Source organism: Ruegeria sp. CF3, assembly GCF_056537365.1.
In genome coordinates, this window is record NZ_JBQFRK010000005.1 from 158,194 (window position 1) to 179,641 (window position 21,448).

22 protein-coding genes are annotated in these 21,448 nt (G+C 57.0%); 13 read left to right on the forward strand and 9 right to left on the reverse strand.

Annotation, left to right across the window (positions count from 1 at the left end; all coding sequences use genetic code 11):
* Positions 1–3 precede the first annotated feature (3 nt).
* From ACR0KC_RS16970 to mdh, 5 genes are all read right to left on the reverse strand, one after another.
* Positions 4–2,961, reverse strand: a complete 2,958-nt coding sequence (locus tag ACR0KC_RS16970) for a 2-oxoglutarate dehydrogenase E1 component (protein ID WP_170513076.1) — start codon at positions 2,959–2,961, stop codon at positions 4–6.
* The gene (locus tag ACR0KC_RS16975; protein WP_170408341.1) at positions 2,958–3,497 is read right to left on the reverse strand and encodes a DUF805 domain-containing protein; all 540 of its coding nucleotides are present in this window, start codon (positions 3,495–3,497) and stop codon (positions 2,958–2,960) included. Before ACR0KC_RS16975 ends, ACR0KC_RS16970 begins: the two co-directional genes overlap by 4 nt.
* Positions 3,498–3,531: 34 nt before the next feature.
* Positions 3,532–4,413: a succinate--CoA ligase subunit alpha gene (gene sucD, locus ACR0KC_RS16980; protein WP_010443702.1), complete on the reverse strand. Its 882-nt coding sequence runs from the start codon at positions 4,411–4,413 to the stop codon at positions 3,532–3,534.
* An 83-nt stretch (positions 4,414–4,496) separates the two neighbouring features.
* On the reverse strand, positions 4,497–5,690 hold the full coding sequence (sucC, locus tag ACR0KC_RS16985; protein WP_170395786.1) for an ADP-forming succinate--CoA ligase subunit beta: 1,194 nt from the start codon (positions 5,688–5,690) through the stop codon (positions 4,497–4,499).
* Between the two features lie 309 nt (positions 5,691–5,999).
* A complete protein-coding gene (gene mdh, locus ACR0KC_RS16990; protein WP_170353522.1) occupies positions 6,000–6,962 on the reverse strand; it encodes a malate dehydrogenase in 963 nt (320 codons plus the stop codon).
* Between the two features lie 161 nt (positions 6,963–7,123).
* Between mdh and ACR0KC_RS16995 the strand changes: the two genes are divergently transcribed.
* A complete protein-coding gene (locus tag ACR0KC_RS16995) occupies positions 7,124–7,879 on the forward strand; it encodes a sulfite exporter TauE/SafE family protein (RefSeq protein WP_480772022.1) in 756 nt (251 codons plus the stop codon).
* On the opposite strand, the gene ACR0KC_RS17000 is transcribed toward ACR0KC_RS16995, so the two are convergent.
* Positions 7,876–8,175 carry a hypothetical protein gene (locus tag ACR0KC_RS17000; RefSeq protein ID WP_170408338.1) on the reverse strand — a complete coding sequence of 100 codons (300 nt, stop codon included), beginning with the start codon at positions 8,173–8,175 and terminating at the stop codon, positions 7,876–7,878. The two genes, ACR0KC_RS16995 and ACR0KC_RS17000, sit on opposite strands and share 4 nt — an antisense overlap.
* Before the next feature lie 175 nt (positions 8,176–8,350).
* On the opposite strand from ACR0KC_RS17000, the gene ACR0KC_RS17005 reads away from it, so the two are divergent.
* From ACR0KC_RS17005 to ACR0KC_RS17055, 11 genes are all read left to right on the forward strand, one after another.
* Positions 8,351–9,208 carry an HpcH/HpaI aldolase/citrate lyase family protein gene (locus tag ACR0KC_RS17005; protein WP_170395792.1) on the forward strand — a complete coding sequence of 286 codons (858 nt, stop codon included), beginning with the start codon at positions 8,351–8,353 and terminating at the stop codon, positions 9,206–9,208.
* A 6-nt stretch (positions 9,209–9,214) separates the two neighbouring features.
* Entirely contained in the window at positions 9,215–9,769 is a 555-nt protein-coding gene (locus ACR0KC_RS17010; RefSeq protein WP_170395794.1) for an NnrU family protein, read from the forward strand.
* 12 nt (positions 9,770–9,781) lie between these two features.
* The gene (locus ACR0KC_RS17015) at positions 9,782–9,988 is read left to right on the forward strand and encodes a DUF1737 domain-containing protein (RefSeq protein WP_480707118.1); all 207 of its coding nucleotides are present in this window, start codon (positions 9,782–9,784) and stop codon (positions 9,986–9,988) included.
* Complete coding sequence (locus ACR0KC_RS17020) at positions 9,988–11,016, forward strand: MaoC family dehydratase (protein ID WP_480707120.1); 1,029 nt, start codon at positions 9,988–9,990, stop codon at positions 11,014–11,016. The genes ACR0KC_RS17015 and ACR0KC_RS17020 overlap by 1 nt, the downstream gene beginning before the upstream one ends.
* A gap of 66 nt (positions 11,017–11,082) precedes the next feature.
* On the forward strand, positions 11,083–11,754 hold the full coding sequence (locus tag ACR0KC_RS17025; RefSeq protein WP_370644346.1) for a DUF1194 domain-containing protein: 672 nt from the start codon (positions 11,083–11,085) through the stop codon (positions 11,752–11,754).
* 207 nt (positions 11,755–11,961) lie between these two features.
* Complete coding sequence (gene sdhC / locus ACR0KC_RS17030; RefSeq protein ID WP_170395798.1) at positions 11,962–12,345, forward strand: succinate dehydrogenase, cytochrome b556 subunit; 384 nt, start codon at positions 11,962–11,964, stop codon at positions 12,343–12,345.
* A gap of 13 nt (positions 12,346–12,358) precedes the next feature.
* A complete protein-coding gene (locus tag ACR0KC_RS17035) occupies positions 12,359–12,742 on the forward strand; it encodes a succinate dehydrogenase, hydrophobic membrane anchor protein (RefSeq protein ID WP_170395800.1) in 384 nt (127 codons plus the stop codon).
* Positions 12,743–12,754: 12 nt separating this feature from the next.
* Entirely contained in the window at positions 12,755–14,563 is a 1,809-nt protein-coding gene (gene sdhA, locus ACR0KC_RS17040) for a succinate dehydrogenase flavoprotein subunit (RefSeq protein WP_480791438.1), read from the forward strand.
* 12 nt (positions 14,564–14,575) lie between these two features.
* The gene (locus tag ACR0KC_RS17045; protein WP_170408332.1) at positions 14,576–15,355 is read left to right on the forward strand and encodes a succinate dehydrogenase iron-sulfur subunit; all 780 of its coding nucleotides are present in this window, start codon (positions 14,576–14,578) and stop codon (positions 15,353–15,355) included.
* A 137-nt stretch (positions 15,356–15,492) separates the two neighbouring features.
* The gene (locus tag ACR0KC_RS17050) at positions 15,493–15,633 is read left to right on the forward strand and encodes a hypothetical protein (protein WP_170395806.1); all 141 of its coding nucleotides are present in this window, start codon (positions 15,493–15,495) and stop codon (positions 15,631–15,633) included.
* A 286-nt stretch (positions 15,634–15,919) separates the two neighbouring features.
* A complete protein-coding gene (locus ACR0KC_RS17055; RefSeq protein WP_480772052.1) occupies positions 15,920–16,783 on the forward strand; it encodes an urea carboxylase-associated family protein in 864 nt (287 codons plus the stop codon).
* Positions 16,784–16,795: 12 nt separating this feature from the next.
* Here the strand turns inward: ACR0KC_RS17055 and deoD are convergent, their stop codons facing one another.
* The 3 genes from deoD to ACR0KC_RS17070 all read right to left on the reverse strand — a co-directional run bounded on the left by deoD (position 16,796) and on the right by ACR0KC_RS17070 (position 19,919).
* Complete coding sequence (gene deoD / locus ACR0KC_RS17060; protein ID WP_170395810.1) at positions 16,796–17,506, reverse strand: purine-nucleoside phosphorylase; 711 nt, start codon at positions 17,504–17,506, stop codon at positions 16,796–16,798.
* Between the two features lie 18 nt (positions 17,507–17,524).
* Positions 17,525–17,836 carry an H-NS histone family protein gene (locus ACR0KC_RS17065; RefSeq protein WP_223117549.1) on the reverse strand — a complete coding sequence of 104 codons (312 nt, stop codon included), beginning with the start codon at positions 17,834–17,836 and terminating at the stop codon, positions 17,525–17,527.
* Between the two features lie 115 nt (positions 17,837–17,951).
* Positions 17,952–19,919, reverse strand: coding sequence for a methylmalonyl-CoA mutase family protein (locus ACR0KC_RS17070; protein WP_480707122.1), 1,968 nt, complete (start codon positions 19,917–19,919; stop codon positions 17,952–17,954).
* Positions 19,920–20,064: 145 nt separating this feature from the next.
* Here ACR0KC_RS17070 and ACR0KC_RS17075 point away from each other — a divergent pair, with 145 nt between their 5' ends.
* On the forward strand, positions 20,065–21,447 hold the full coding sequence (locus ACR0KC_RS17075) for a 1-acyl-sn-glycerol-3-phosphate acyltransferase (RefSeq protein ID WP_480707124.1): 1,383 nt from the start codon (positions 20,065–20,067) through the stop codon (positions 21,445–21,447).
* Position 21,448 lies beyond the last annotated feature (1 nt).

Below are 21,448 nucleotides of genomic sequence, written 5' to 3' on the forward strand. Positions count from 1 at the left end.
CGTTTACTTTCCTTCAATGCTCAGCGCTTCGTTCACCAGCGCTTCTTGTTGGGCTTTGTGTTGGCTGGCCAGACCCGTCGCGGGCGAGGCCGAAGTTGCGCGACCGGCATAGACCGGACGGGTGTGTTTTGCGCCAATGCGGGTCAGAACCCATTCGATATTGGGCTCAATAAAGGTCCAGGCCCCCTGGTTCTTGGGTTCTTCCTGACACCAGACCATCTCAGCCCCCTTGAAGCGCTCAAGCTCGTTGATTAGCGAATGCGCAGGGAAAGGATAATACTGTTCGATCCGCATCAGGTAGATGTCGTCGATGCCACGCGCGTCGCGTTCCTCAAGCAGATCAAAATAGACCTTGCCCGAGCACATGACGACCCGCTTGATCTTGTCATCTGCCACCAGTTTAGTGTCCGAGTTGCCCTGTTGAGCATCATCCCACAGCACCCTATGGAAGCTCGAGCCTGTGGTGAATTCCTCGGCCTTGCTGACCGCCAGCTTATGGCGCAGCAGCGACTTCGGCGTCACCAGGATAAGCGGCTTGCGGAAGGTCCGGTGCAATTGACGGCGCAGGATGTGGAAATAGTTCGCAGGCGTTGTGCAGTTCGCCACGATCCAGTTGTCCTGACCGCACATTTGCAGAAACCGCTCAAGCCGTGCAGATGAGTGCTCTGGGCCTTGCCCTTCGAACCCATGCGGCAGCAGCGTGACCAGACCAGACATCCGCAGCCACTTCGATTCACCCGAACTGATGAACTGATCGAACATTATCTGTGCCCCATTGGCGAAATCGCCAAACTGTGCCTCCCAGAGAACAAGCGCGTTGGGCTCGGCCAGTGAATAGCCATATTCGAACCCAAGCACCGCGTATTCGGACAGCATCGAGTCAATCACGTCATAATGTGATTGGCCCTTGCGGATATTGTTCAGCGGGTAATACCGTTCCTCGGTTTCCTGATGGACAAATCCGGAATGGCGTTGGCTGAATGTGCCACGCGTCGCGTCCTGTCCGGCCAAACGTACAGGGTAGCCTTCAGTCAGCAGAGAGCCAAACGCCAGAGCCTCGCCCGTTGCCCAGTCAAAGCCGGTTCCGTTTTCGAACATCTGTTTCTTGTGGTCCAGCAACCGGCCCACGGTTTTGTGCATCGCAAAACCTTCGGGGGCGCTGGTCAGAGCAGTGCCGATCTCGGCCAGCGTCTCTGGTGTAATTGCGGTTTCACCGCGCATGTATTCGTCTTTGTGCTTGTCCAGATGCGACCAGCGCCCATCCAGCCAGTCGGCTTTGTTTGGCTTGTAGTCTTTCCCGGCATCGAACTCTTCATTCAGATGTGCCTGAAAGGCCGCCTTCATGTCTTCAATCTCGCCTTCGGGGATAAGCCCGTCCCTGACAAGGCGCTCGGTATACAACGACAACGTGGTCTTATGCGTCTTGATCTTCTTGTACATGATCGGGTTGGTGAACATGGGTTCGTCACCCTCGTTATGACCAAACCGGCGGTAGCAGAAGATATCCAGCACCACGTCCTTGTGGAACTTCTGGCGGAACTCGGTCGCCACCTTGGCGGCATGCACCACCGCCTCGGGGTCGTCGCCATTCACGTGGAAGATGGGAGCTTCAACCATCAGCGCGATATCCGTGGGATAAGGGCTGGAACGGCTGAAATGCGGCGCGGTGGTGAAACCGATCTGGTTGTTCACCACGATATGCATGGTGCCGCCGGTCTTGTGCCCTTTCAGACCCGACAGGCCGAAGCCTTCGGCGACAACACCCTGTCCGGCAAAGGCTGCGTCGCCGTGCAGCAGAATGCCCATCACTTTGGTGCGGTCTTCGTCGTTCAACTGGTCCTGCTTGGCACGTACCTTACCCAGAACCACTGGGTTCACCGCCTCAAGGTGGCTTGGGTTTGCGGTCAGCGACAGGTGCACGCTGTTGCCATCAAACTCGCGGTCGCTGGAGGCGCCGAGGTGATATTTCACGTCGCCTGATCCATCCACGTCCTCAGGCTTGAAGCTGCCGCCCTGAAACTCGTTGAAGATCGCGCGATAGGGCTTGCCCATCACGTTGGCCAGAATGTTCAACCGGCCCCGGTGGGGCATGCCGATCACGATATCGCTGAGGCCCAAGGCGCCGCCGCGCTTGATGATCTGTTCCATCGCAGGGATCAGCGCCTCGCCACCATCCAGACCAAACCGCTTGGTGCCCATGTATTTCACATGCAGGAATTTCTCGAACCCCTCGGCCTCGACCATCTTGTTCAGGATCGCCTTGCGGCCCTCCTTGGTAAAGGCGATTTCCTTGCCAAACCCCTCGATCCGTTCCTTCAGCCACGCGGCCTCTTCCGGGTTCGAGATATGCATGTATTGCAGCGCGAAGGTGCCGCAATAGGTCCTCTTCACGATCTCGACGATTTGGCGCATGCTGGCCATCTGCAGGCCCAGCACGTTGTCAATAAAGATCGGTCGATCCATGTCAGCATCGGTGAACCCGTAAGTCTTCGGGTCCAGCTCGGGATGCGTACTGGCGGCGCGCATGCCCAGCGGGTCCAGATCAGCTGCCAGATGGCCCCGGATACGATAGGCCCTGATCAGCATCAGCGCCCGCAGGCTGTCCAGCACCGCGCGCTTGATCTGGTCATCACTGACCTCAACACCCTTGGCCGCCGCCTTGTCCTTGATTTTGTTGCCCGCTGCTTTGGCGTCGATCTCGGCCCACTCGCCAGTCAACGCACCCGTCAGATCATCGGCAGGCATCGGAGGCCAATCGCTGCGCGCCCACGAAGGGCCCTCGGCCTCGCGCTGCACATCCGGCGCGTCATCGCCCATGGCCTTGAAGAACTCGACCCAGGCTGCGTCGACCGCACCGGGGTTCTTGGTGTACTGGGCATAAAGCTGCTCCAGATATTCGGCATTATGCCCCTGCATGAAGCTTGAGGCATGAAAGGCGGTGTTGGGCGAGTGTTCGGTCATTGGGCTACCTCATATGGGTTGGGACCGTATTGGTTGGTGCCTGGTTCGCTGGGGCGGGTCAGCCACCACAGAACCAGGAGGGGCGACACAAACAGGACAAGAAGTGTCGGAATGACAATAAGAAGAGTTGCGCGGGTGAACAGGATATCCAACGTGCCGCCATGGAACTGGCTGGCAAGGCCGATGCCAAAGATCAGGACGGCAAGCGCACCAAGTATCAGCAGGATCGGCAGCAGAGCATAAAGCCCGCTGCGCCCGGTATCATGCATCCGCCGCCATGCAACGGCCAGATGCGGGAAGAAGACAATCAGGCTGACGATGCTTTGGACCGGGCCTGTTGAGGTGGCCGTGACGGATTTGGATGTTTCGGTTTCAGTCACTGCGACCTGAGTGAAGAACTGCCAGTCGATGATCCCGGCGATGATGCTCCAGATCACGATGAACAGGAAAAAAAACCAGTATTCGGGCCGCGAGGCACGGCCCGAAAAGGTGAAAAACTTGGAGAAACAGGTTTTAATGGCTTCGCCGAAAGTCATGTTTACCGCTCCTCCCAAAGCAGTCAAATTCTGGTCAACCGATGGCTTCCAGCACAGCCTCACCCAGCTGCGCCGGGCTTTCGGCCACGACGATACCAGCCGAGCGCATGGCTTCGATCTTGTCCTCGGCGCCGCCTTTGCCGCCGGCGACGATGGCGCCCGCGTGGCCCATGCGGCGGCCAGGAGGGGCCGTGCGGCCCGCGATGAACCCTGCCGTGGGCTTCTTGCGGCCTTTCTTGGCCTCATCCGCCAGGAACTGTGCAGCTTCTTCCTCGGCCGAGCCACCGATTTCACCGATCATGATGATCGACTCGGTTTCGTCATCCGCCAGGAACCATTCCAGCACGTCGATATGCTCGGTCCCTTTGATCGGGTCGCCGCCGATGCCCACGCAGGTGGACTGGCCCAGACCCACATCGGTGGTCTGTTTGACGGCCTCATAAGTCAGGGTACCCGAACGAGACACAACACCGACCGAGCCGCGCTTGTGGATGTGGCCGGGCATGATGCCGATCTTGCAGGCGTCGGGCGTGATGACACCGGGGCAGTTCGGGCCGATCAGGCGCGAGTTCGACCCTTCCAGCGCACGCTTCACCTTCATCATGTCCAGAACGGGGATGCCTTCAGTGATGCAGACGATCACTTCCATCTCGGCATCAATCGCCTCGAGGATCGAATCCGCTGCAAACGGCGGCGGCACGTAGATCACGCTGGCATTGGCTTCGGTCACATGCTTGGCCTCGTGGACCGAGTTGAACACGGGCAGGTCAAGATGTGTCATCCCGCCTTTGCCGGGGGTCACGCCGCCGACCATCTTGGTGCCATAGGCGATGGCCTGTTCGCTGTGGAATGTGCCCTGCGAGCCGGTAAAGCCCTGACAGATCACTTTGGTATTTTCGTCGATGAGGACTGCCATCTGGCGTTCTCCTTTATACGGCAGGCTTCTGCCCGCCAAAATCTTGGGAAAGGCGGGCTGAAGCCCACCCTACGGGATGACACTCAGCCTTTGACGGCCTTCACGATTTTCTCGGCACCGTCTTTCAGATTGTCCGCTGCGATCACATCGAGGCCCGAGGTGTTGATGATCTCTTTGCCCTTCTCGACATTCGTGCCTTCCAGACGCACGACCAGCGGGACCTGCAGGCCCACCTCTTTCACCGCGGCAACGACGCCCTCGGCAATCACATCACAGCGCATGATGCCGCCGAAGATGTTGACCAGAATGCCTTTGACGTTGGGGTCCGAGGTGATGATCTTGAACGCCTCGGTTACTTTCTCTTTGGTCGCGCCACCGCCCACATCCAGGAAGTTGGCAGGCTCGGCACCGTAAAGCTTGATGATGTCCATCGTAGCCATCGCAAGACCGGCACCGTTGACCATGCAGCCGATCTCACCGTCCAGCGCGATGTAGTTCAGGTCGTATTTGGACGCTTCCAGTTCCTTGGGGTCTTCCTCGGTCGTGTCGCGCAACTCGGCAATATCCGGGTGGCGGTATACCGCGTTACCATCAAAGCCGACTTTTGCGTCCAGTACTTTCAGGTCGCCCTTGTCCGAGACGATCAGCGGGTTGATCTCCAGCATCTCCATGTCCTTCTCGACGAAGGCATTGTAGAGCTGGTTCATCAGCTTGACGCATTGTTTGACCTGCGCGCCTTCCAGTCCCAACGAGAACGCGATGCGGCGGCCGTGATAGGGCTGATAACCAGTGGCGGGATCAACCGAGAAGGACAGGATTTTCTCAGGCGTCGCAGCGGCCACCTCTTCGATGTCCATGCCGCCTTCGGTCGAGCATACGAATGAGATACGGCTGGTCTGGCGGTCCACCAGCAGGGCCAGGTAAAGTTCACGTTCGATGCCCGAACCGGCTTCGATGTAGATGCGGTTCACCTGCTTGCCTGCGGGGCCGGTCTGATGGGTGACCAGCGTGCGGCCCAGCATCTTTTTGGCTTCTTCGGCGGCTTCTTCCACCGATTTGGTCAGACGGACACCGCCTTTTTCACCGGCGTCGGCCTCTTTAAAGGAACCCTTGCCGCGACCACCCGCGTGGATTTGCGCCTTGACGACCCAAAGCGGCCCGTCCAATTCACCGGCTGCGGTTTTGGCTTCCTCGGCGCGCAGAACTGCGCGACCATCGGAGACCGGAGCGCCATAGCTGCGAAGAAGCGCTTTGGCTTGATATTCGTGAATGTTCATCGAAATTGTCCCGTCTGACTACGATTACACCGTTATAGGGGTGTCTAAGCGCCAAAATTAAAGAGTTTTTTGACGGGTCACGGGAAATTGTCGAAGATTTTCAGTATTTGTGATCACAGGTTTTTGGGGTGTGATCACAAAAATTGCGGGGCGTGGAAATTGATTCGATGATCCGGGATCATGCCCACAAAACACATTCATAGATGAGTTTTGCGACGTTTGCGCGAACATCTTTTAGCCAGCTTGGCACCGTGTAAAAGAAAACCGGCCCGTGAAGAGGGCCGGTTCATTGGTTCTAGGGTTCGTGACTTAGGCCAGCGAGCTGTCGATGCCCTTGCATGCTTCGATCAGGCCCTTAACGGCATTGACCGAATTGTCGAAACCGGCCTGTTCTTCTTCGTTCAGCTTGATGTCGACGACGCGCTCGATACCACCTGCACCGATTACGGTAGGCACGCCGACATACATGCCGTCGACACCCAGTTCGCCGTTGCAATAGGCAGCACAGGGCAGAACGCGTTTCTGGTCTTTCAGGTAGGCTTCGGCCATTTCGATCGCCGAAGTCGCCGGTGCATAGAAAGCCGAGCCGGTCTTCAGCAGGCCAACGATTTCTGCGCCGCCGTCACGGGTGCGCTGAACGATGGCGTCCAGTTTTTCCTGCGTGGTCCAGCCCATCTCAACCAGATCGGGCAACGGGATACCGGCAACGGTCGAGTAGCGCACCGAAGGCACCATTGTGTCGCCATGGCCTCCCAGGACAAAGGCGGTGACGTCGCGCATGGACACATTGAACTCTTCCGACAAGAAGTGTGCGAAACGGCCCGAGTCCAGAACGCCCGCCATGCCGCAGACTTTGTTGTGCGGCAGGCCCGAGAATTCACGCAGCGCCCAAACCATCGCGTCCAGCGGGTTGGTGATGCAGATGACGAACGCATCCGGAGCGTTTGCGGCGATGCCTTCACCGACCGATTTCATGACCTTCAGGTTGATGCCCAGCAAGTCGTCGCGGCTCATGCCCGGCTTGCGCGGCACGCCAGCGGTGACGATGCAGACGTCGGCACCGGCGATATCCTCATAGGACTGGGTGCCTTTCAGCTTGGCGTCGAAGCCTTCCGAGGGACCGGATTCGGCGATGTCCAGCGCCTTTCCTTCCGGGGTGCCTTCGGCGATGTCGAACAGCACGACGTCACCAAGTTCTTTCATTGCAGCGAGGTGGGCGAGCGTGCCGCCGATCTGACCTGCGCCGATCAGCGCGATCTTGGGTCTGGCCATTTGGAATATCTCCGGTCGGTTTTGAAATCGCGGTTGTGCTAGTCGCAAAAGCGGCGTCACGCAAGCCTTCTGCGGCGCGGCATGCCACCGCATACCGTTTGCACACACCCCGCCGATTGCGCTAAACCGCCTGTGAATCATGCATATTTCCGGGGTGCCTGATGTTCGAGATGAACCTGATGTTTTTTGCAGTGGCGATCCCGGCGGTGATCTTCGCGGGCATCTCGAAAGGTGGGTTCGGCTCGGGAGTGGCGTTTGCATCTTCGTCGATTCTGGCTCTGATACTGACGCCAGGACAGGCGCTAGCGCTAATGCTGCCGATACTGATGGTGATCGATCTGGCGACGTTAAAGCCGTATTGGAAACGCTGGAGCTGGCCGGATTCGCGCCTTCTGATGTTGGGCGCAGTACCCGGTATCGCGCTGGGCGCGTGGCTTTATCGTGCGACGGATGACGATCTGCTACGTCTGTTGATTGGCGGAATATCGGTCGGTTTCGTGATCTGGCACGTTGCCCAGACCAGAGGCTGGGTGCGGGGCTTTGCCAACCAATTGCCTCCATCGGCGGGTTTGTTTGCCGGGCTTATCGCCGGATTCACCAGCTTTGTCAGCCATGCGGGCGGCCCACCCGCCGCCGTATACCTGCTGTCACAACGCCTGACGAAAACCGAATTTCAAGCCTCGACCGTGCTGGTCTTCTGGGTGATCAACGCCGTCAAATTCGTGCCCTTCGCCTATCTGGGCCTCTTCACTTGGCACACAGCCTTGGCAGACCTGTTGCTGACCCCGTTTGCGATCCTCGGGGCCTGGCTGGGCGTCCGGGCGCATTTCATGCTCTCCGAACGATTGTTTTTCAACATTGCCTACGTCTTGCTGACCCTGACGGGAAGCAAACTTATTTGGGATGCGCTGGTTTAGGCGTTGGGCGGCAATGCTTCGGCCAGTGTTTCATAAGACTGGCCCGAGGCGATCAGGCAGGTCACACCTTCCGGCAAGGTCACAACAATGGTCCAACTGCCGGTTTGGTCCGAGGCAAAAACCTCCATCACCGCTCCCCGACGCGCAATACCGATGCCTCGTCGGGTTTCGCCATATGACTTTGTCAATCGCTTGATCACGTCTTCGCGTGGCGCACAATTCTGTGCGCTGACTTGTTGCGCTGCCAGTACCATGATGCCCAAGCCAATCGTCATTTTCAGCATAATCGTTTTCATTGGTCACCCCTTTCAAGCTCTTCCTCAAAGCAGCGTGCCGTAGGCAAAAGGACATCGCGTTAAGGCAACGCACGTTGCGCAGCGCAGGAAATGCTGCGCTGCGGCGATTTTGTTCTTGAACTTTCCGTCAAAAAATGCCCCATTCCGCGCAACATTATTTCAATGGGAGAGTCCAGTGGACCCGCGCCAACGCCCCTATCGCTCGGTACTATACATCCCCGGCTCGCGTGAACGCGCGCTTGATAAGGCCCGCACATTGCCGGTGGACGCCATCATCTTTGATCTTGAAGACGCGGTTGCGGCTGATGAGAAAGAGAACGCGCGCGAGACCCTCAAGGCGGCTTTGGCCGCCGGAGGCTATGGCGCTCGGGTCAAGATCGTGCGGATCAACGGGCTTGATACCGAATGGGGGCGCGCGGATGCCGAAGCCGTGCGCGAGATGGATGCAGATGCCGTTCTGTTGCCAAAGGTGAGTTCTGCTGCGGATGTGGATGCGCTGACCTCAATCACCGGAGACCTGCCGATCTGGGCGATGATGGAGACGCCGCGCGGGATGCTGAACGCAGCCGAAATTGCCGCACATCCGCTGATGGCAGGCTTTGTCATGGGGACCAACGATCTTGCGAAAGAGCTGCAGACGCGCTTCCGCCCCGACCGTTTGCCGATGATGACCTCGCTTGGCCTGTGCCTGTTGGCGGCCAAGGCAGAGGGGCTGATCATCGTCGATGGCGTCTACAATGCCTTCAAGGACACCGACGGTCTGGCCGCCGAGTGTGCCCAGGGCCGCGACATGGGCTTTGATGGCAAAACCCTGATCCACCCGGCCCAGGTCGACATCGCAAACTCCGCCTTTGCCCCTTCCGAGGATGAGATTGATCTGGCTCGCCGTCAGATTGCCGCTTTCGAGGAAACCGAGTCGCAGGGGCAGGGGGTCGCCGTTGTCGATGGCAAGATTGTTGAAAACCTACACGTTGTAACTGCCCGCGAAACTCTGGCAAAAGCAGAGGCGATAGTAGCTTTGCAAGCGGGGTAAGCCAGTATGGGCTTTGTTCTTCTGATCCTTGGTGTGGCACTTTGGTGGGCCGCACATCTTTTTAAGCGCGCGATGCCGGAACGACGTGCCGCCATGGGCGACGCGGGCAAGGGCGTCGTGGCGCTCGCCTTGGTGGCCTCGGTATTGTTGATGATCTTCGGTTATCGCATGACCGATTTCATATATGTCTGGGCGCCGCCAACCTTTCTGATTCACGTCAACAACCTGCTGGTGTTGATCGCGTTCTATCTGGCCAGCCCTGCGGGAACCAAAGGTCGCCTGTTGAACAAAGTCCGTCACCCCATGCTGGGTGGCTTTAAACTCTGGGCCTTTGCGCACCTGTTGGTGAACGGTGATCTGGCCTCGATCATCCTGTTTGGTGGCTTGCTGGCCTGGGCAATTGTCGAAGTGATCGTGATCAACAAATCCGAACCAGACTGGGCGCCGGGCGAACCCGGCACATACGGCAAAGATGCCATGTTCTTTGTGGGCTCCATCGTGCTGCTGGGCGTTGTGGGCTATATTCACGGGCTGGTTGGTCCGTCTCCGTTTGGTGGATAAGGGGCCTAATCAATGGCGAAACTTTATCGTTTGTTGACCGAGGAAGACACATCAGCCTTCTGCCACAAGGTCTCGGACGCGTTGGCAAAGGGATGGGAGCTTTATGGCGACCCGTCCTATGCCTTTGACGCCGCAAATAACGTGATGCGTTGCGCGCAGGCTGTGACCAAAGAGGTTGCCGCTGATTACGCCCCCGACATGAAACTGGGACAGCAATAATGGCAAAAACCAATCCGGGTAACTTTTTCGAGGATTATTCAGTCGGGCAGATCCTGCATCACGCCGTGCCGCGCACGGTGACAGATGGCGAGCGCGCGCTTTATCACGCGCTCTATCCCGCGCGACACGCACTCTATTCCTCGGATGAGTTCGCCCGGAATTGTGGCCTGCCGCAAAGTCCGATTGACGATCTGGCGGCCTTCCATGTGGTGTTCGGTAAAACGGTTCCCGATATCTCGCTGAATGCAGTCGCCAATCTGGGTTATGCCGAAGGGCGCTGGCTGCAACCGATCTACCCCGGTGATACGCTGCGCGCTGAATCTGAGGTGATCGGCCTCAAGCAGAACTCGAACGGCAAAACAGGTGTCGTCTGGGTCCGCACTCGCGGGCTGAACCAGCGCGACGAAGTGGTGATCGAGTATGTTCGCTGGGTCATGGTGCGCAAATCAAACCTCGATGCGCCTGCACCAGAGACGGTGGTGCCCAATCTGAAAAAGGCGCTTGATGTCAGCGATCTGGCGGTACCGCAGGGGCTCGATTTCTCGAAATATAATTTTGTACAATCCGGCGAAAACCACCGCTGGGATGCGTACAACACGGAAGAAACGATCGATCACGTCGATGGCGTGACCGTCGAAGAGGCCGAGCACATGCTGGCCACCCGCCTGTGGCAGAACACCGCCAAAGTGCATTTCGACCTCACCTTCCGTCCAGAGGGACGGTTGATCTATGGCGGCCACGTTATCTCAATGGCGCGTGCCTTGTCGTTTAATGGCCTGGCGAATGCGCAGATGATCGTTGGCCTGAACGGCGGTGCCCATGCCAACCCTTGTTTCTCGGGCGATACGATCAAAGCCTGGTCCGAGGTTTTGGACAAGGCCGAGACCGGAACTCCCGGAATCGGTGCCATCCGCTTGCGCCTTGTTGCGACCAAAAACGGCGAGCCCTTCGTTCTGCGCAATGACGAGGGGAGATATCTTCCTAACGTTCTGCTAGATTTGGATTATTGGGCTCTTATGCCGATGTAGCCAATGCCTTCTGGCGGCTGACATTCAAGTGATCACGGTCCGCGAAATCCATGCTACGCTTGGCGCATGATGATGTTTCGTGCGCTCGCCGCCAGCCTGTATCTGGCATCTCAGGCCTATGCTTGTGATTTGGCTCTGGCCTTGGCCGTAGACGTTTCAGGCTCGGTTGATTCCGAGGAATATCGTATCCAAATGGACGGTCTTGCCGCAGGTCTGCGGGACCCGATCGTATCCGAGGCCTTGGTGCGCGGACAGGCTCGGCTGATGCTTGTGCAATGGACTGGCAGTTCTCGCCAGAGGATCACGATCCCCTGGACCCGGATCGATAGTTTTAACACCTTGGACAGTTTTGCTGATCAGGTCGCAGCTGATCCTCGTGTCTGGCGTAACTTCTCAACTGCGATAGGTGAGGCGCTCGATATGACGGTTGCCAGCTTTGACGACGTGCCCGAATGCGAAAGGCATCTTATTGATCTTTCGGGCGACGGAATTTCGAATGAAGGAATCGAGCCATCGACAATCCACGCCAAACTGCGGGATCGCGGCATCACGGTGAACGCGATCGCGATTGAAGAAAGTGAACCCGATCTGACAGCCTATTTCTTCGAGAACGTCATCGTTGGCGAGGGGGCCTTTGTCGTCTCTGCAGCAGGCTTCGCGGATTATCCCGAACGTATTCGCAAGAAGCTTTTACGCGAGGTGACACAGCAGACTGCAGGGCTGACGCCGCTCCAATAATAGATTCGTGATCACATTGCTTTTTCATTGAAAACGCTAACATTGGCGGTATCGAATGTGATTTGTGATCACGAGAATATTTTGTGTGATCACAAACACGGCTTATCAGCGGTTTTGCGTTAAATTTACTGGATTTTGCACCTGCAGCGCGTGACAGAGTCGTAAAAAACAGTAAAACGTTCGGTAGCCAACCGAAAAGGAGCCAACATGGCCGATGTAAATCGAGGCAACCGCCCGCTTTCTCCACATTTGACGATCTATCGTCCACAGATGACGTCCATATCTTCGATTATGGTGCGCATCACGGGTCTTGCGTCTTTTGGTTTGGCTTTGTTGGTCGTCTGGTGGTTACTTGCTGCGGCCACATCGGAAAGCGCCTTTGAGCTGATCAATGGATTGATGACCAGTTTCCTGGGTGATCTGATCATGTTCGGCGCGGCTTGGGCCATTTTCTATCACATGCTGGGCCGTTTGCGGCACGTCATCTGGGATCTGGGATATTGCGTGAATGTTGAAGTGTCCGAGAAGATGGGCATTGGCATGTTCGTGCTGGCAACTGTTCTGGCTCTGATCACAGCCGTAGCGCTTTAAGGGGAGGTTCGCGATGCAGTTTCTCACAGACCGTAAACGCGCGCAGGGCATGGGGGCCGGACGTGCAGGTACACATCACCACTGGCAAATGATGCTCAGCTCGGCGGCATTGGTCATCCTTGTTCCGCTGTTTGTATTTACCTTCGGGCACGCCCTAGGTGGAACCTACGAAGAGGCTCTGGCCTATTACAGCCGCCCGTTCCCGGCGATTATCATGGGTCTGACACTGGTTGTTGTCGTCCCGCATTTGTTGCGCGAAGCCCAGGAAGCGATTGAGGACTACGTGCATGGCGTCGCGGAAAAGCTGGCGCTGATGGCAGCGCAGGCTTTTGCATACACACTGATTGCTGCGGGTCTCTTTGCGCTCGCGCGTCTGGCTCTCGGATATGCGCAGTAAGGAACAAGAACAATGACAGCAGCATATGAATACGAAACCCACGAATATGACGTGGTGGTTGTCGGTGCCGGTGGCGCGGGTCTGCGTGCAACATTGGGCATGGCCGAGCAGGGTTTGCGCACCGCTTGCGTGACGAAGGTATTCCCGACCCGGTCACACACAGTGGCCGCCCAAGGCGGCATTGCGGCGTCCTTGTCGAATATGGGGCCAGACCATTGGCAGTGGCACATGTATGACACCGTCAAGGGCTCGGACTGGCTGGGTGACACCGATGCGATGGAATACCTCGCGCGTGAAGCACCCAAAGCTGTATATGAGCTAGAACATTACGGAGTGCCATTCAGCCGGACCGAAGAAGGCAAGATCTATCAGCGCCCATTTGGTGGCCACACCACCGAATTTGGCGAAGGCCCCGCTGTGCAGCGGACCTGTGCCGCCGCCGACCGGACCGGTCATGCGATCCTGCACACGTTGTATGGTCAGTCGCTGAAGAACAACGCTGAGTTCTACATCGAGTATTTCGCCATTGATCTGATAATGTCTGAGGACGGACAGTGTCAGGGTGTCGTGTGCTGGAAGTTGGACGACGGCACGATGCACGTCTTCAACGCCAAGATGGTTGTTCTGGCGACCGGCGGCTATGGCCGCGCCTATTTCAGTGCAACCTCGGCACATACCTGCACCGGCGACGGTGGCGGTATGGTGGCCCGCGCGGGTCTCGCACTGCAGGATATGGAATTTGTTCAGTTCCACCCAACCGGCATCTACGGATCGGGCTGCCTGATCACCGAAGGTGCGCGTGGTGAAGGCGGATACCTGACCAACTCGGAAGGCGAGCGGTTCATGGAGCGCTATGCGCCTAAGTACAAAGACCTCGCGCCGCGCGACTACGTTAGCCGTTCAATGACCATGGAAATTCGCGAAGGGCGCGGACATGGTGACAACGGCGACCACATCCACCTGAACCTCAGCCATTTGCCAGCCGAAGCTTTGGCGGAACGCCTACCGGGCATTTCAGAATCTGCGCGCGTCTTTGCAGGGGTTGATGTTACCAAGGAACCGATCCCGGTTCTGCCGACCGTGCACTACAACATGGGCGGTATCCCGACGAACTATTGGGGTGAAGTTCTGAACCCGACAGCCGACAACCCGACCGCCGTGGTCCCTGGTCTGATGGCTGTGGGCGAGGCCGGGTGTGCCTCGGTTCACGGGGCAAACCGTCTTGGTTCAAACTCGCTGATCGACCTCGTGGTCTTTGGCCGCGCTGCGGCGATCCGAGCGGGCAAAGTTGTGGATGCCGACGCGTCGAACCCGGTTCTGAACCAGGCCTCTGTCGATAAGGCGTTTGACAGGTTCGATGCGGCGCGCAACGCCAGCGGTGCAATTCCAACCGCAGATCTGCGGCTTGAGATGCAGCGCACCATGCAAGAGGACGCGGCGGTTTTCCGCACCTCGAAGACCATGGCTGAGGGCGTCGAGAAGATGACGGCGATCGCCGCCAAGATGGATGATCTGAAGGTTTCTGACAGATCGTTGGTCTGGAACAGCGATCTGATGGAGACGCTCGAGCTTACCAACCTGATGCCAAGCGCGCTCGCCACCATCGTTGGTGCCGAAGCGCGTAAGGAATCCCGCGGTGCGCACGCCCATGAAGATTTCACCGAGCGCGACGATGAGAACTGGCGCGTCCACACGGTCAGCCGTGTCGATGGCAATAAAGTAGAGCTTAGCTACCGTCCGGTTATCGTTGATCCGCTGACGACCGAAGACGAGGGCGGCATAAGCATGAAAAGAATCGCGCCCAAGGCGCGGACGTTCTAAGGAGAGGAACTAATGGTACAACTGACCCTCCCCAAGAATTCCCGGATCACCACCGGTAAAACCTGGCCCAAGCCCGACGGCGCGACCAATGTGCGCAAATTCCAGATCTATCGCTGGAACCCGGATGATGGCCAGAACCCGCGCGTCGATACTTATTTCGTCGATATGGATACTTGCGGCCCGATGGTTCTGGACGCTCTGATCAAGATCAAGAACGAGATTGACCCAACCCTGACTTTCCGCCGGTCCTGCCGCGAGGGCATCTGTGGTTCCTGCGCGATGAATATCGACGGGATCAACACGCTGGCCTGTATCTATGGCATGGATGAGATCAAGGGCGACGTGAAAATCTATCCGCTGCCTCATATGCCAGTGGTCAAGGACCTGATCCCTGATCTGACTCATTTCTACGCCCAACACGCCTCGATCATGCCGTGGCTGGAGACTAAGACCAATCGTCCGGCAAAAGAGTGGAAGCAATCCATCGAAGACCGCAAGAAATTGGATGGTCTCTATGAATGTGTGATGTGTGCCAGTTGTTCGACCTCGTGCCCCAGCTACTGGTGGAACGGCGACCGTTATCTCGGCCCTGCCGCGCTGCTGCATGCTTACCGCTGGATCATCGACAGTCGGGATGAGGCCACCGGTGAGCGCTTGGACGAGTTGGAAGATCCGTTCAAGCTGTATCGCTGCCACACCATCATGAACTGCGCCAAGACCTGCCCCAAGGGTCTGAATCCGGCCAAAGCGATTGCAGAAATCAAGAAGATGATGGTGGACCGCGCGGTCTGATCACGCACCAAAACAAAGCACTTGCCGGGTTGCGGCAAGTGCATGCCGCCTCTGCAAAACTATGCGATGCGCTTGTACAAGCGCGGATCTAAAGTCCGCGCAGGGGGGAGTGATGAGTTCGAAAAGAGGTCACTCCGATGAACATGCAAAACCAAAAACACGACGCGGCCAAAGCGTTGGAATTTCTGGAACAAGCCTGGGCCTATTATACGCCCGAGCCCAAAGTTCCGGCCAAAGACGAAACACCAGAGTTGTTTGAATATGCGAACGCGGCCTGACCGTGTCGCGCGGGCTTGAATATTACGACACAATAGGCAATGCAGAGCTATGCCCGTTCTATTGCTTCTGCTCGCCGCTGGCGTATTTGCCTATTTTTTCTGGCGGTCCCGCACGTCGTCTCTGACGCGCGACTGCAGGTGGCGGCAACATCGAAGCGAGGGCCAGTGGCGCTGTGCTTACTGTGGCGCGGTGTCAAAATCTGATGTTGAGCCCACGCAGTGTCTGAAAGGACAGTAGCTGCTGTTGGGGGTTTCCCACCGGGCCGAACTGCGCCACTCTCGGCCCATGTCAGAATCTCGGAATACTCCCCGCCCACCTATGGATGCAGATGCGCGCCGCGCGATTGCGCCCGTTATTTGCTACCCGAATGAAGGGCTACCAAAACCCGATTTAGGGCTCTATCAAACTGGGCGTGATACAGCGCACAAAACGGGTGAGGTGTTGGTGCCACCGCGAGAGGCGCGATGCTTTGAGGTGCCTGCAGGGCATTTCTTTAGGATCACTTCTGTTGAAGGATCGCAAGTTGGCGATCTAAACCTGTGGAACCTCAACGACCTTTCCGAGCGGTTCTATTCCGGCAAGACGCGCGCGTTGCATGGCACACATATCACCGTGGGTGAGCGCATGTGGTCGAGCTTTCCACATATGCGACCGATGGCGACAATCATTGCAGATACGCTGGGGTGGTACGGAATCGATGATTTCGGCGGGTCGGTGCACGATGTGATCGGGACCCGATGTGATCCCTATACCGGTAATCTGCTAGCTGGATCCCAGTACCATCACTGTTGCCATTCGAATCTGACACGCGCGCTGGCGGATCATTTGGGCGTCTCTTTGGCCGAAGCCGAGCCTGCGGTACATGATGTATTGAACGTGTTCATGTGCACCGGTTTCACGCGTGATACCGGGCAGTATTTCATGAAAGCCTCACCTGTCCGTCCGGGAGACTATCTTGAGTTTTTCGCCGAGATTGACCTGCTGGGAAATCTAAGCGCGTGCCCGGGCGGTGATTGCTCGTCCGAGCATTCATCGGATACCGCAGCCTGTTATCCCCTGCTGGTAGAAACCTTTGCCCCGGCTGAAGGTGCGCTTGAGGGATGGCGCAGCCCCGCGCGCAACGGATATGACCGCACGCACGGGCGCTAGATATCGCGCAATTCAGCTGTCCGGGAACGCCGCCTGCAGCGCGATTTCGACCATGTCGCCAAAACTGCTTTCTCGGTCCGAGGAGGGCAGGGCTTCGCCGGTCAACAGGTGGTCCGAGACTGTCAGTACCGCCAATGCGCGGCATTTGTGACGCGCGGCAAGGATGTAAAGCTCTGCCGCTTCCATCTCGACACCCAAAATACCGTGCCGAACCATTTGTTCGTTCAGGTCCGGGCGTTCGTCATAAAAGACATCGGATGAATAGATGCCGCCAACATGGGTTGGCGTACCTTTGGCTTGTGCAGCCAATGCTGCAGACTGCAAAAGACCCCAATCCGCGCAAGGGGCGAAGTTCATTTCTCTCATGATCCCGCGCGAAGGGGTGCTGAGTGTGGTCGACGTCATCGCCAGAATAACATCACGCACATTCACACTGTCTTGCATCCCGCCACAGGACCCGATCCGGATCAAAGTTTTGGCGCCGTAGTCACGGATCAATTCGTTCACGTAGATCGACAGAGACGGCATCCCCATGCCACTACCCTGAATGGTAACACGATTTCCTTTCCAGGTGCCGGTGAACCCCAGCATGCCACGCACTTCGTTTACCAGCTTTACGTCTTCAAGAAACGTTTCGGCCGCCCATTTTGCACGATACGGGTCGCCGGGCAAAAGAACGGTTTCGGCAATCTCGCCTTTTTGGGCTCCAATATGGATAGTCATTTTGCCACTTGCCCCCGATCAGATTTCCAGATCAGTAATATCGGTACCGGCTTTTATGGCGTCATGAACCCACTGCGGTTTGCGGCCCCGCCCGGTCCAGGTTTGCGACGGATTGTTCGGATTTTGATATTTCGCTTTAGATGACTTTACCGACTTAGTGCTGTCTCCTGACAATTCAGACAACGAAAACCCATATTCCGCCGCCGCCTTTTCGGCGGCTTTCAACGCTTCTTTTCGCTCACGCACTTCGGCGGTTTTTAGCGCCTTTTCGACCCGATTGCGCAATTCGAGCAGTTCTTTGCGCGACATTTTTTCAAGATCGATTGCCATAATCTTCTCCATTTCGGCTATTCCCCTACTTATTGCAGGGGAAATTGAATAAACCCGAACCTATCTATTCCCATTTTACCGGAAATAGAAATGGAGATTTCTGTAATATGATTTTCTATTCAGCCGCAATTTCCGTTGGGTCAACCAATGTGACGATATCGCCCATGATTGCATTCAATTCGAAATTTTTCGGCGTATAGATTTTCGATACACCCATGGAACGCAATTGATCCGCGTCCTCATCGGGGATGATCCCACCTACAATGACGGGAATATCGCTTAGCCCTGCTGCTTTCAGCCGCGTCATCACGTCCTTCACCAAAGGCAGGTGGCTGCCAGAGAGGATCGATAGACCAATCACATGCGCTTTGTCTTCTTGTGCCGCAGTTACGATTTCTTCGGGCGTAAGACGAATACCTTCGTAACTGATGTCCATGCCACAGTCGCGTGCGCGGAAGGCGATCTGTTCGGCTCCGTTCGAGTGTCCGTCCAGACCAGGTTTGCCAACAAGAAACTTCAGCCTGCGCCCCAGACGGTCGCTTACCGCATCTACGGCTGCGCGCAAGTCTTCCAGACCTTCGGTTTTGTTCGAAACAGATCCCGAGACGCCGGTTGGTCCACGATATGTACCGTAGGCCTTGCGCATTTCCTCGGCCCATTCGCCAGTTGTGATACCGGCCTTGGCCGCAGCGATTGAAGGTGCCATCACGTTGGCACCGGATCGCGCTGCTTCGCGCAATGCTTGCAGCGCCGCGGCCACTGCTGCGTCATCCCGATCCGCACGCCAGTCGTTCAAGCGCCCGATTTGTTCCTGTTCAACCGCCGGGTCGACGACCATGATGCCGCCATCCTCGGTCTGCAAAGGTGAGGCTTCGCCCTCGGTCCATTTGTTTACGCCAACGACAACGGTTTCATTGCGTTCAATACGGTTCAGGCGCTCGGCATTGGACTCGACCAGCCGCGATTTCATGTATTCGATCGAGGCTACCGCGCCGCCCATCGATTCGAGATTAGCCAATTCGGCCCGTGCGCCATTTTTAAGTTCTTCGACTTTGGCGTCGACAACCGGATTGCCGTCGAACAAATCGCCATATTCCAGCAGATCGGTTTCATAGGCGAGGATTTGTTGCATCCGCATCGACCATTGCTGATCCCAGGGACGAGGCAGGCCGAGCGCTTCGTTCCATGCAGGCAACTGCACCGCACGTGCGCGGGCATGTTTGGATAGCGTCACCGCAAGCATTTCAATCAGTATGCGATAAACGTTGTTTTCCGGCTGCTGTTCGGTCAGCCCCAGCGAGTTTACCTGAACGCCATAACGGAATCGGCGGAACTTGGGGTCTTCAATGCCATAGCGCTGCTGCAGAATTTCGTCCCAAAGATCCACAAAGGCGCGCATTTTGCACATTTCGGTGACAAACCGGATGCCCGCATTCACAAAAAACGAAATCCGCCCGCAGAGTGCCGGGAAGTCTTCAGCCGGAACGCGCGGGCGAAGTTCGTCCAGCACTGCAATGGCAGTCGCCAGAGCATAGGCCAGCTCTTGCTCGGGCGTCGCGCCTGCCTCTTGCAGGTGGTACGAACACACATTCATCGGGTTCCATTTGGGCACGTTATCGTAGCAATATTCGGCCACGTCCGCGATCATCTTCAGCGATGGCTTGGGTGGGCACACATAAGTGCCGCGGCTCAGGTATTCCTTGATCAGGTCGTTCTGGACGGTCCCCTGCAATTTCGAGACATCCGCGCCCTGTTCCTCGGCAACTGCGATGTATAGCGCCAAAAGCCAAGGAGCAGTCGCATTGATCGTCATCGAGGTATTCATCTGTTCCAGCGGAATTTGATCGAACAGAACCCGCATGTCCCCCAGATGGCAGATCGGAACCCCAACTTTTCCAACTTCGCCGCGCGCCAAAGTGTGATCGCTGTCATACCCTGTTTGGGTTGGCAGATCGAAGGCCACGGACAGGCCGGTCTGACCTTTGGCTAGGTTCGCACGATAAAGCGCATTTGACGCTTTGGCCGTTGAGTGACCGGCATATGTACGGATGAGCCAGGGGCGATCTTTCTGCAACTGCGTCATGGGTCGGGCCTCGCGGATCGGTGGGTAACAAAATTACGTTCTATGGTGGTAAATAGTAATTTTCAGTACATGTCAATTCGCTGCGTTGCGGCATCGACGGTTTCTGCAGATTGTGGGTGGTCGCGTTTGATGGCACTGTGCCCGAATGATGCAGACTGTGGAAATCCCGCTTTGGCTGTTTGTGCTGATCGTGCTGTTTGCCGCGGTCACATTTGCCTCGCATTTTTTGTTTCCGTCGGTGCGCTGGTTTTTCCGCCGTCGCCTTGAGCGCGCCGTCGCACGGTTGAACAAGCGACTGCAGCGTCCGATCCAACCGTTCAAGTTGGCGGGGCGGCATGACATGATTCAACGGCTTATCTATGACCCGCAAGTAAGCCGGGCGGTGCAGCAGCATGCCAAAGAAGAAGGTGTGCCTGACGCTGTTGCCTCAGAATTGGCACGGCGTTATGCGCGCGAGATTGCGCCCTCATTCTCGACAGTGGCGTATTTCAGCATCGCGATCCGTTTTGCCCGCATGCTGAGCAACGCCTTTTACAAGGTGCAGTTGGGTTACGAGGACAAAGCCGCGCTGGACAGTATCGATCCCGATGCGACGGTCGTTTATGTCATGAACCACCGCAGCAATATGGATTACGTGCTGGTCACCTATCTGGCGGCAGACCATTCGACCTTATCTTATGCTGTGGGCGAGTGGGCCCGTGTCTGGCCTCTAAGTCGATTGATTCGCGCGATGGGGGCCTATTTCATTCGCCGCAAGTCGGGTAGCGACCTATATCGACAGGTCCTTGCAAGCTATGTAAGGCACGCGACCGAAGCGGGCGTGACGCAGGCCATGTTCCCTGAGGGCGGGCTGAGTCTGACTGGCAAACTGGGGCGCCCCAAGCTGGGATTGTTGAAGTATATCCTTGACGGAGTCGAACCGCAGGGGCGGGATGTGGTGTTTGTTCCGGTTGCTTTGAACTATGATCGGGTGCTTGAAGATACCGTATTAACAGCGGCAGCGAAGGATAGTGAACGCCGCTTCCGCGCGCGGATCGGGGTTATCACCCGCTGGTCGCTCAAGCAGATTTGGCGCAAGCTTGTCGGGCGCTACAAGAGATTCGGGATTGCCTCGGTGCGGTATGCGACACCGATTTCTCTGAAAGAATTTCGAGTCGCGCACGAACGGGACCTGACGACCGATCTGGCCCGCGAGTTGATGCGCAGGATCGGCGCCGCAATTCCTTTTGTTCCAGTGCCTGCTGCGTGTCGGCTGGTTCAGGAAGAAGGTGAGATGTCAGAGCAGGATTTGAAGGCGCGTTTGCTGACGTTGGGCGGCGACGCGGTTGCCCAGGATGATGGAGAGGCTGTTGACGATGCCATCAATCAGTTGGTCGAGCGACGGATTCTGCGTCGCGAGGCTGGAGTGTTGCGCCCATCAGGCGAGCGATCAGAGCTGCTTGCTTATTACGCGGCAGCATCAGAACCCGTTGTTCGGGCTGAGAATGATGCAAGTGCAGAAAGTATTTCTGCAACTGCTGGGTCATAAA

Bases quoted from the DNA above. Each gene is read 5' to 3' on its own strand.
- ACR0KC_RS16970 (WP_170513076.1), bottom strand. From the start codon at position 2,961: ATGACCGAACACTCGCCCAACACCGCCTTTCATGCCTCAAGCTTCATG.
- ACR0KC_RS16975 (WP_170408341.1), bottom strand. From the start codon at position 3,497: ATGACTTTCGGCGAAGCCATTAAAACCTGTTTCTCCAAGTTTTTCACC.
- sucD (WP_010443702.1), bottom strand. From the start codon at position 4,413: ATGGCAGTCCTCATCGACGAAAATACCAAAGTGATCTGTCAGGGCTTT.
- sucC (WP_170395786.1), bottom strand. From the start codon at position 5,690: ATGAACATTCACGAATATCAAGCCAAAGCGCTTCTTCGCAGCTATGGC.
- mdh (WP_170353522.1), bottom strand. From the start codon at position 6,962: ATGGCCAGACCCAAGATCGCGCTGATCGGCGCAGGTCAGATCGGCGGC.
- ACR0KC_RS16995 (WP_480772022.1), top strand. From the start codon at position 7,124: ATGTTCGAGATGAACCTGATGTTTTTTGCAGTGGCGATCCCGGCGGTG.
- ACR0KC_RS17000 (WP_170408338.1), bottom strand. From the start codon at position 8,175: ATGAAAACGATTATGCTGAAAATGACGATTGGCTTGGGCATCATGGTA.
- ACR0KC_RS17010 (WP_170395794.1), top strand. From the start codon at position 9,215: ATGGGCTTTGTTCTTCTGATCCTTGGTGTGGCACTTTGGTGGGCCGCA.
- ACR0KC_RS17015 (WP_480707118.1), top strand. From the start codon at position 9,782: ATGGCGAAACTTTATCGTTTGTTGACCGAGGAAGACACATCAGCCTTC.
- ACR0KC_RS17020 (WP_480707120.1), top strand. From the start codon at position 9,988: ATGGCAAAAACCAATCCGGGTAACTTTTTCGAGGATTATTCAGTCGGG.
- ACR0KC_RS17025 (WP_370644346.1), top strand. From the start codon at position 11,083: ATGATGATGTTTCGTGCGCTCGCCGCCAGCCTGTATCTGGCATCTCAG.
- sdhC (WP_170395798.1), top strand. From the start codon at position 11,962: ATGGCCGATGTAAATCGAGGCAACCGCCCGCTTTCTCCACATTTGACG.
- ACR0KC_RS17035 (WP_170395800.1), top strand. From the start codon at position 12,359: ATGCAGTTTCTCACAGACCGTAAACGCGCGCAGGGCATGGGGGCCGGA.
- sdhA (WP_480791438.1), top strand. From the start codon at position 12,755: ATGACAGCAGCATATGAATACGAAACCCACGAATATGACGTGGTGGTT.
- ACR0KC_RS17045 (WP_170408332.1), top strand. From the start codon at position 14,576: ATGGTACAACTGACCCTCCCCAAGAATTCCCGGATCACCACCGGTAAA.
- ACR0KC_RS17050 (WP_170395806.1), top strand. From the start codon at position 15,493: ATGAACATGCAAAACCAAAAACACGACGCGGCCAAAGCGTTGGAATTT.
- ACR0KC_RS17055 (WP_480772052.1), top strand. From the start codon at position 15,920: ATGTCAGAATCTCGGAATACTCCCCGCCCACCTATGGATGCAGATGCG.
- deoD (WP_170395810.1), bottom strand. From the start codon at position 17,506: ATGACTATCCATATTGGAGCCCAAAAAGGCGAGATTGCCGAAACCGTT.
- ACR0KC_RS17065 (WP_223117549.1), bottom strand. From the start codon at position 17,836: ATGGCAATCGATCTTGAAAAAATGTCGCGCAAAGAACTGCTCGAATTG.
- ACR0KC_RS17070 (WP_480707122.1), bottom strand. From the start codon at position 19,919: ATGACGCAGTTGCAGAAAGATCGCCCCTGGCTCATCCGTACATATGCC.
- ACR0KC_RS17075 (WP_480707124.1), top strand. From the start codon at position 20,065: ATGATGCAGACTGTGGAAATCCCGCTTTGGCTGTTTGTGCTGATCGTG.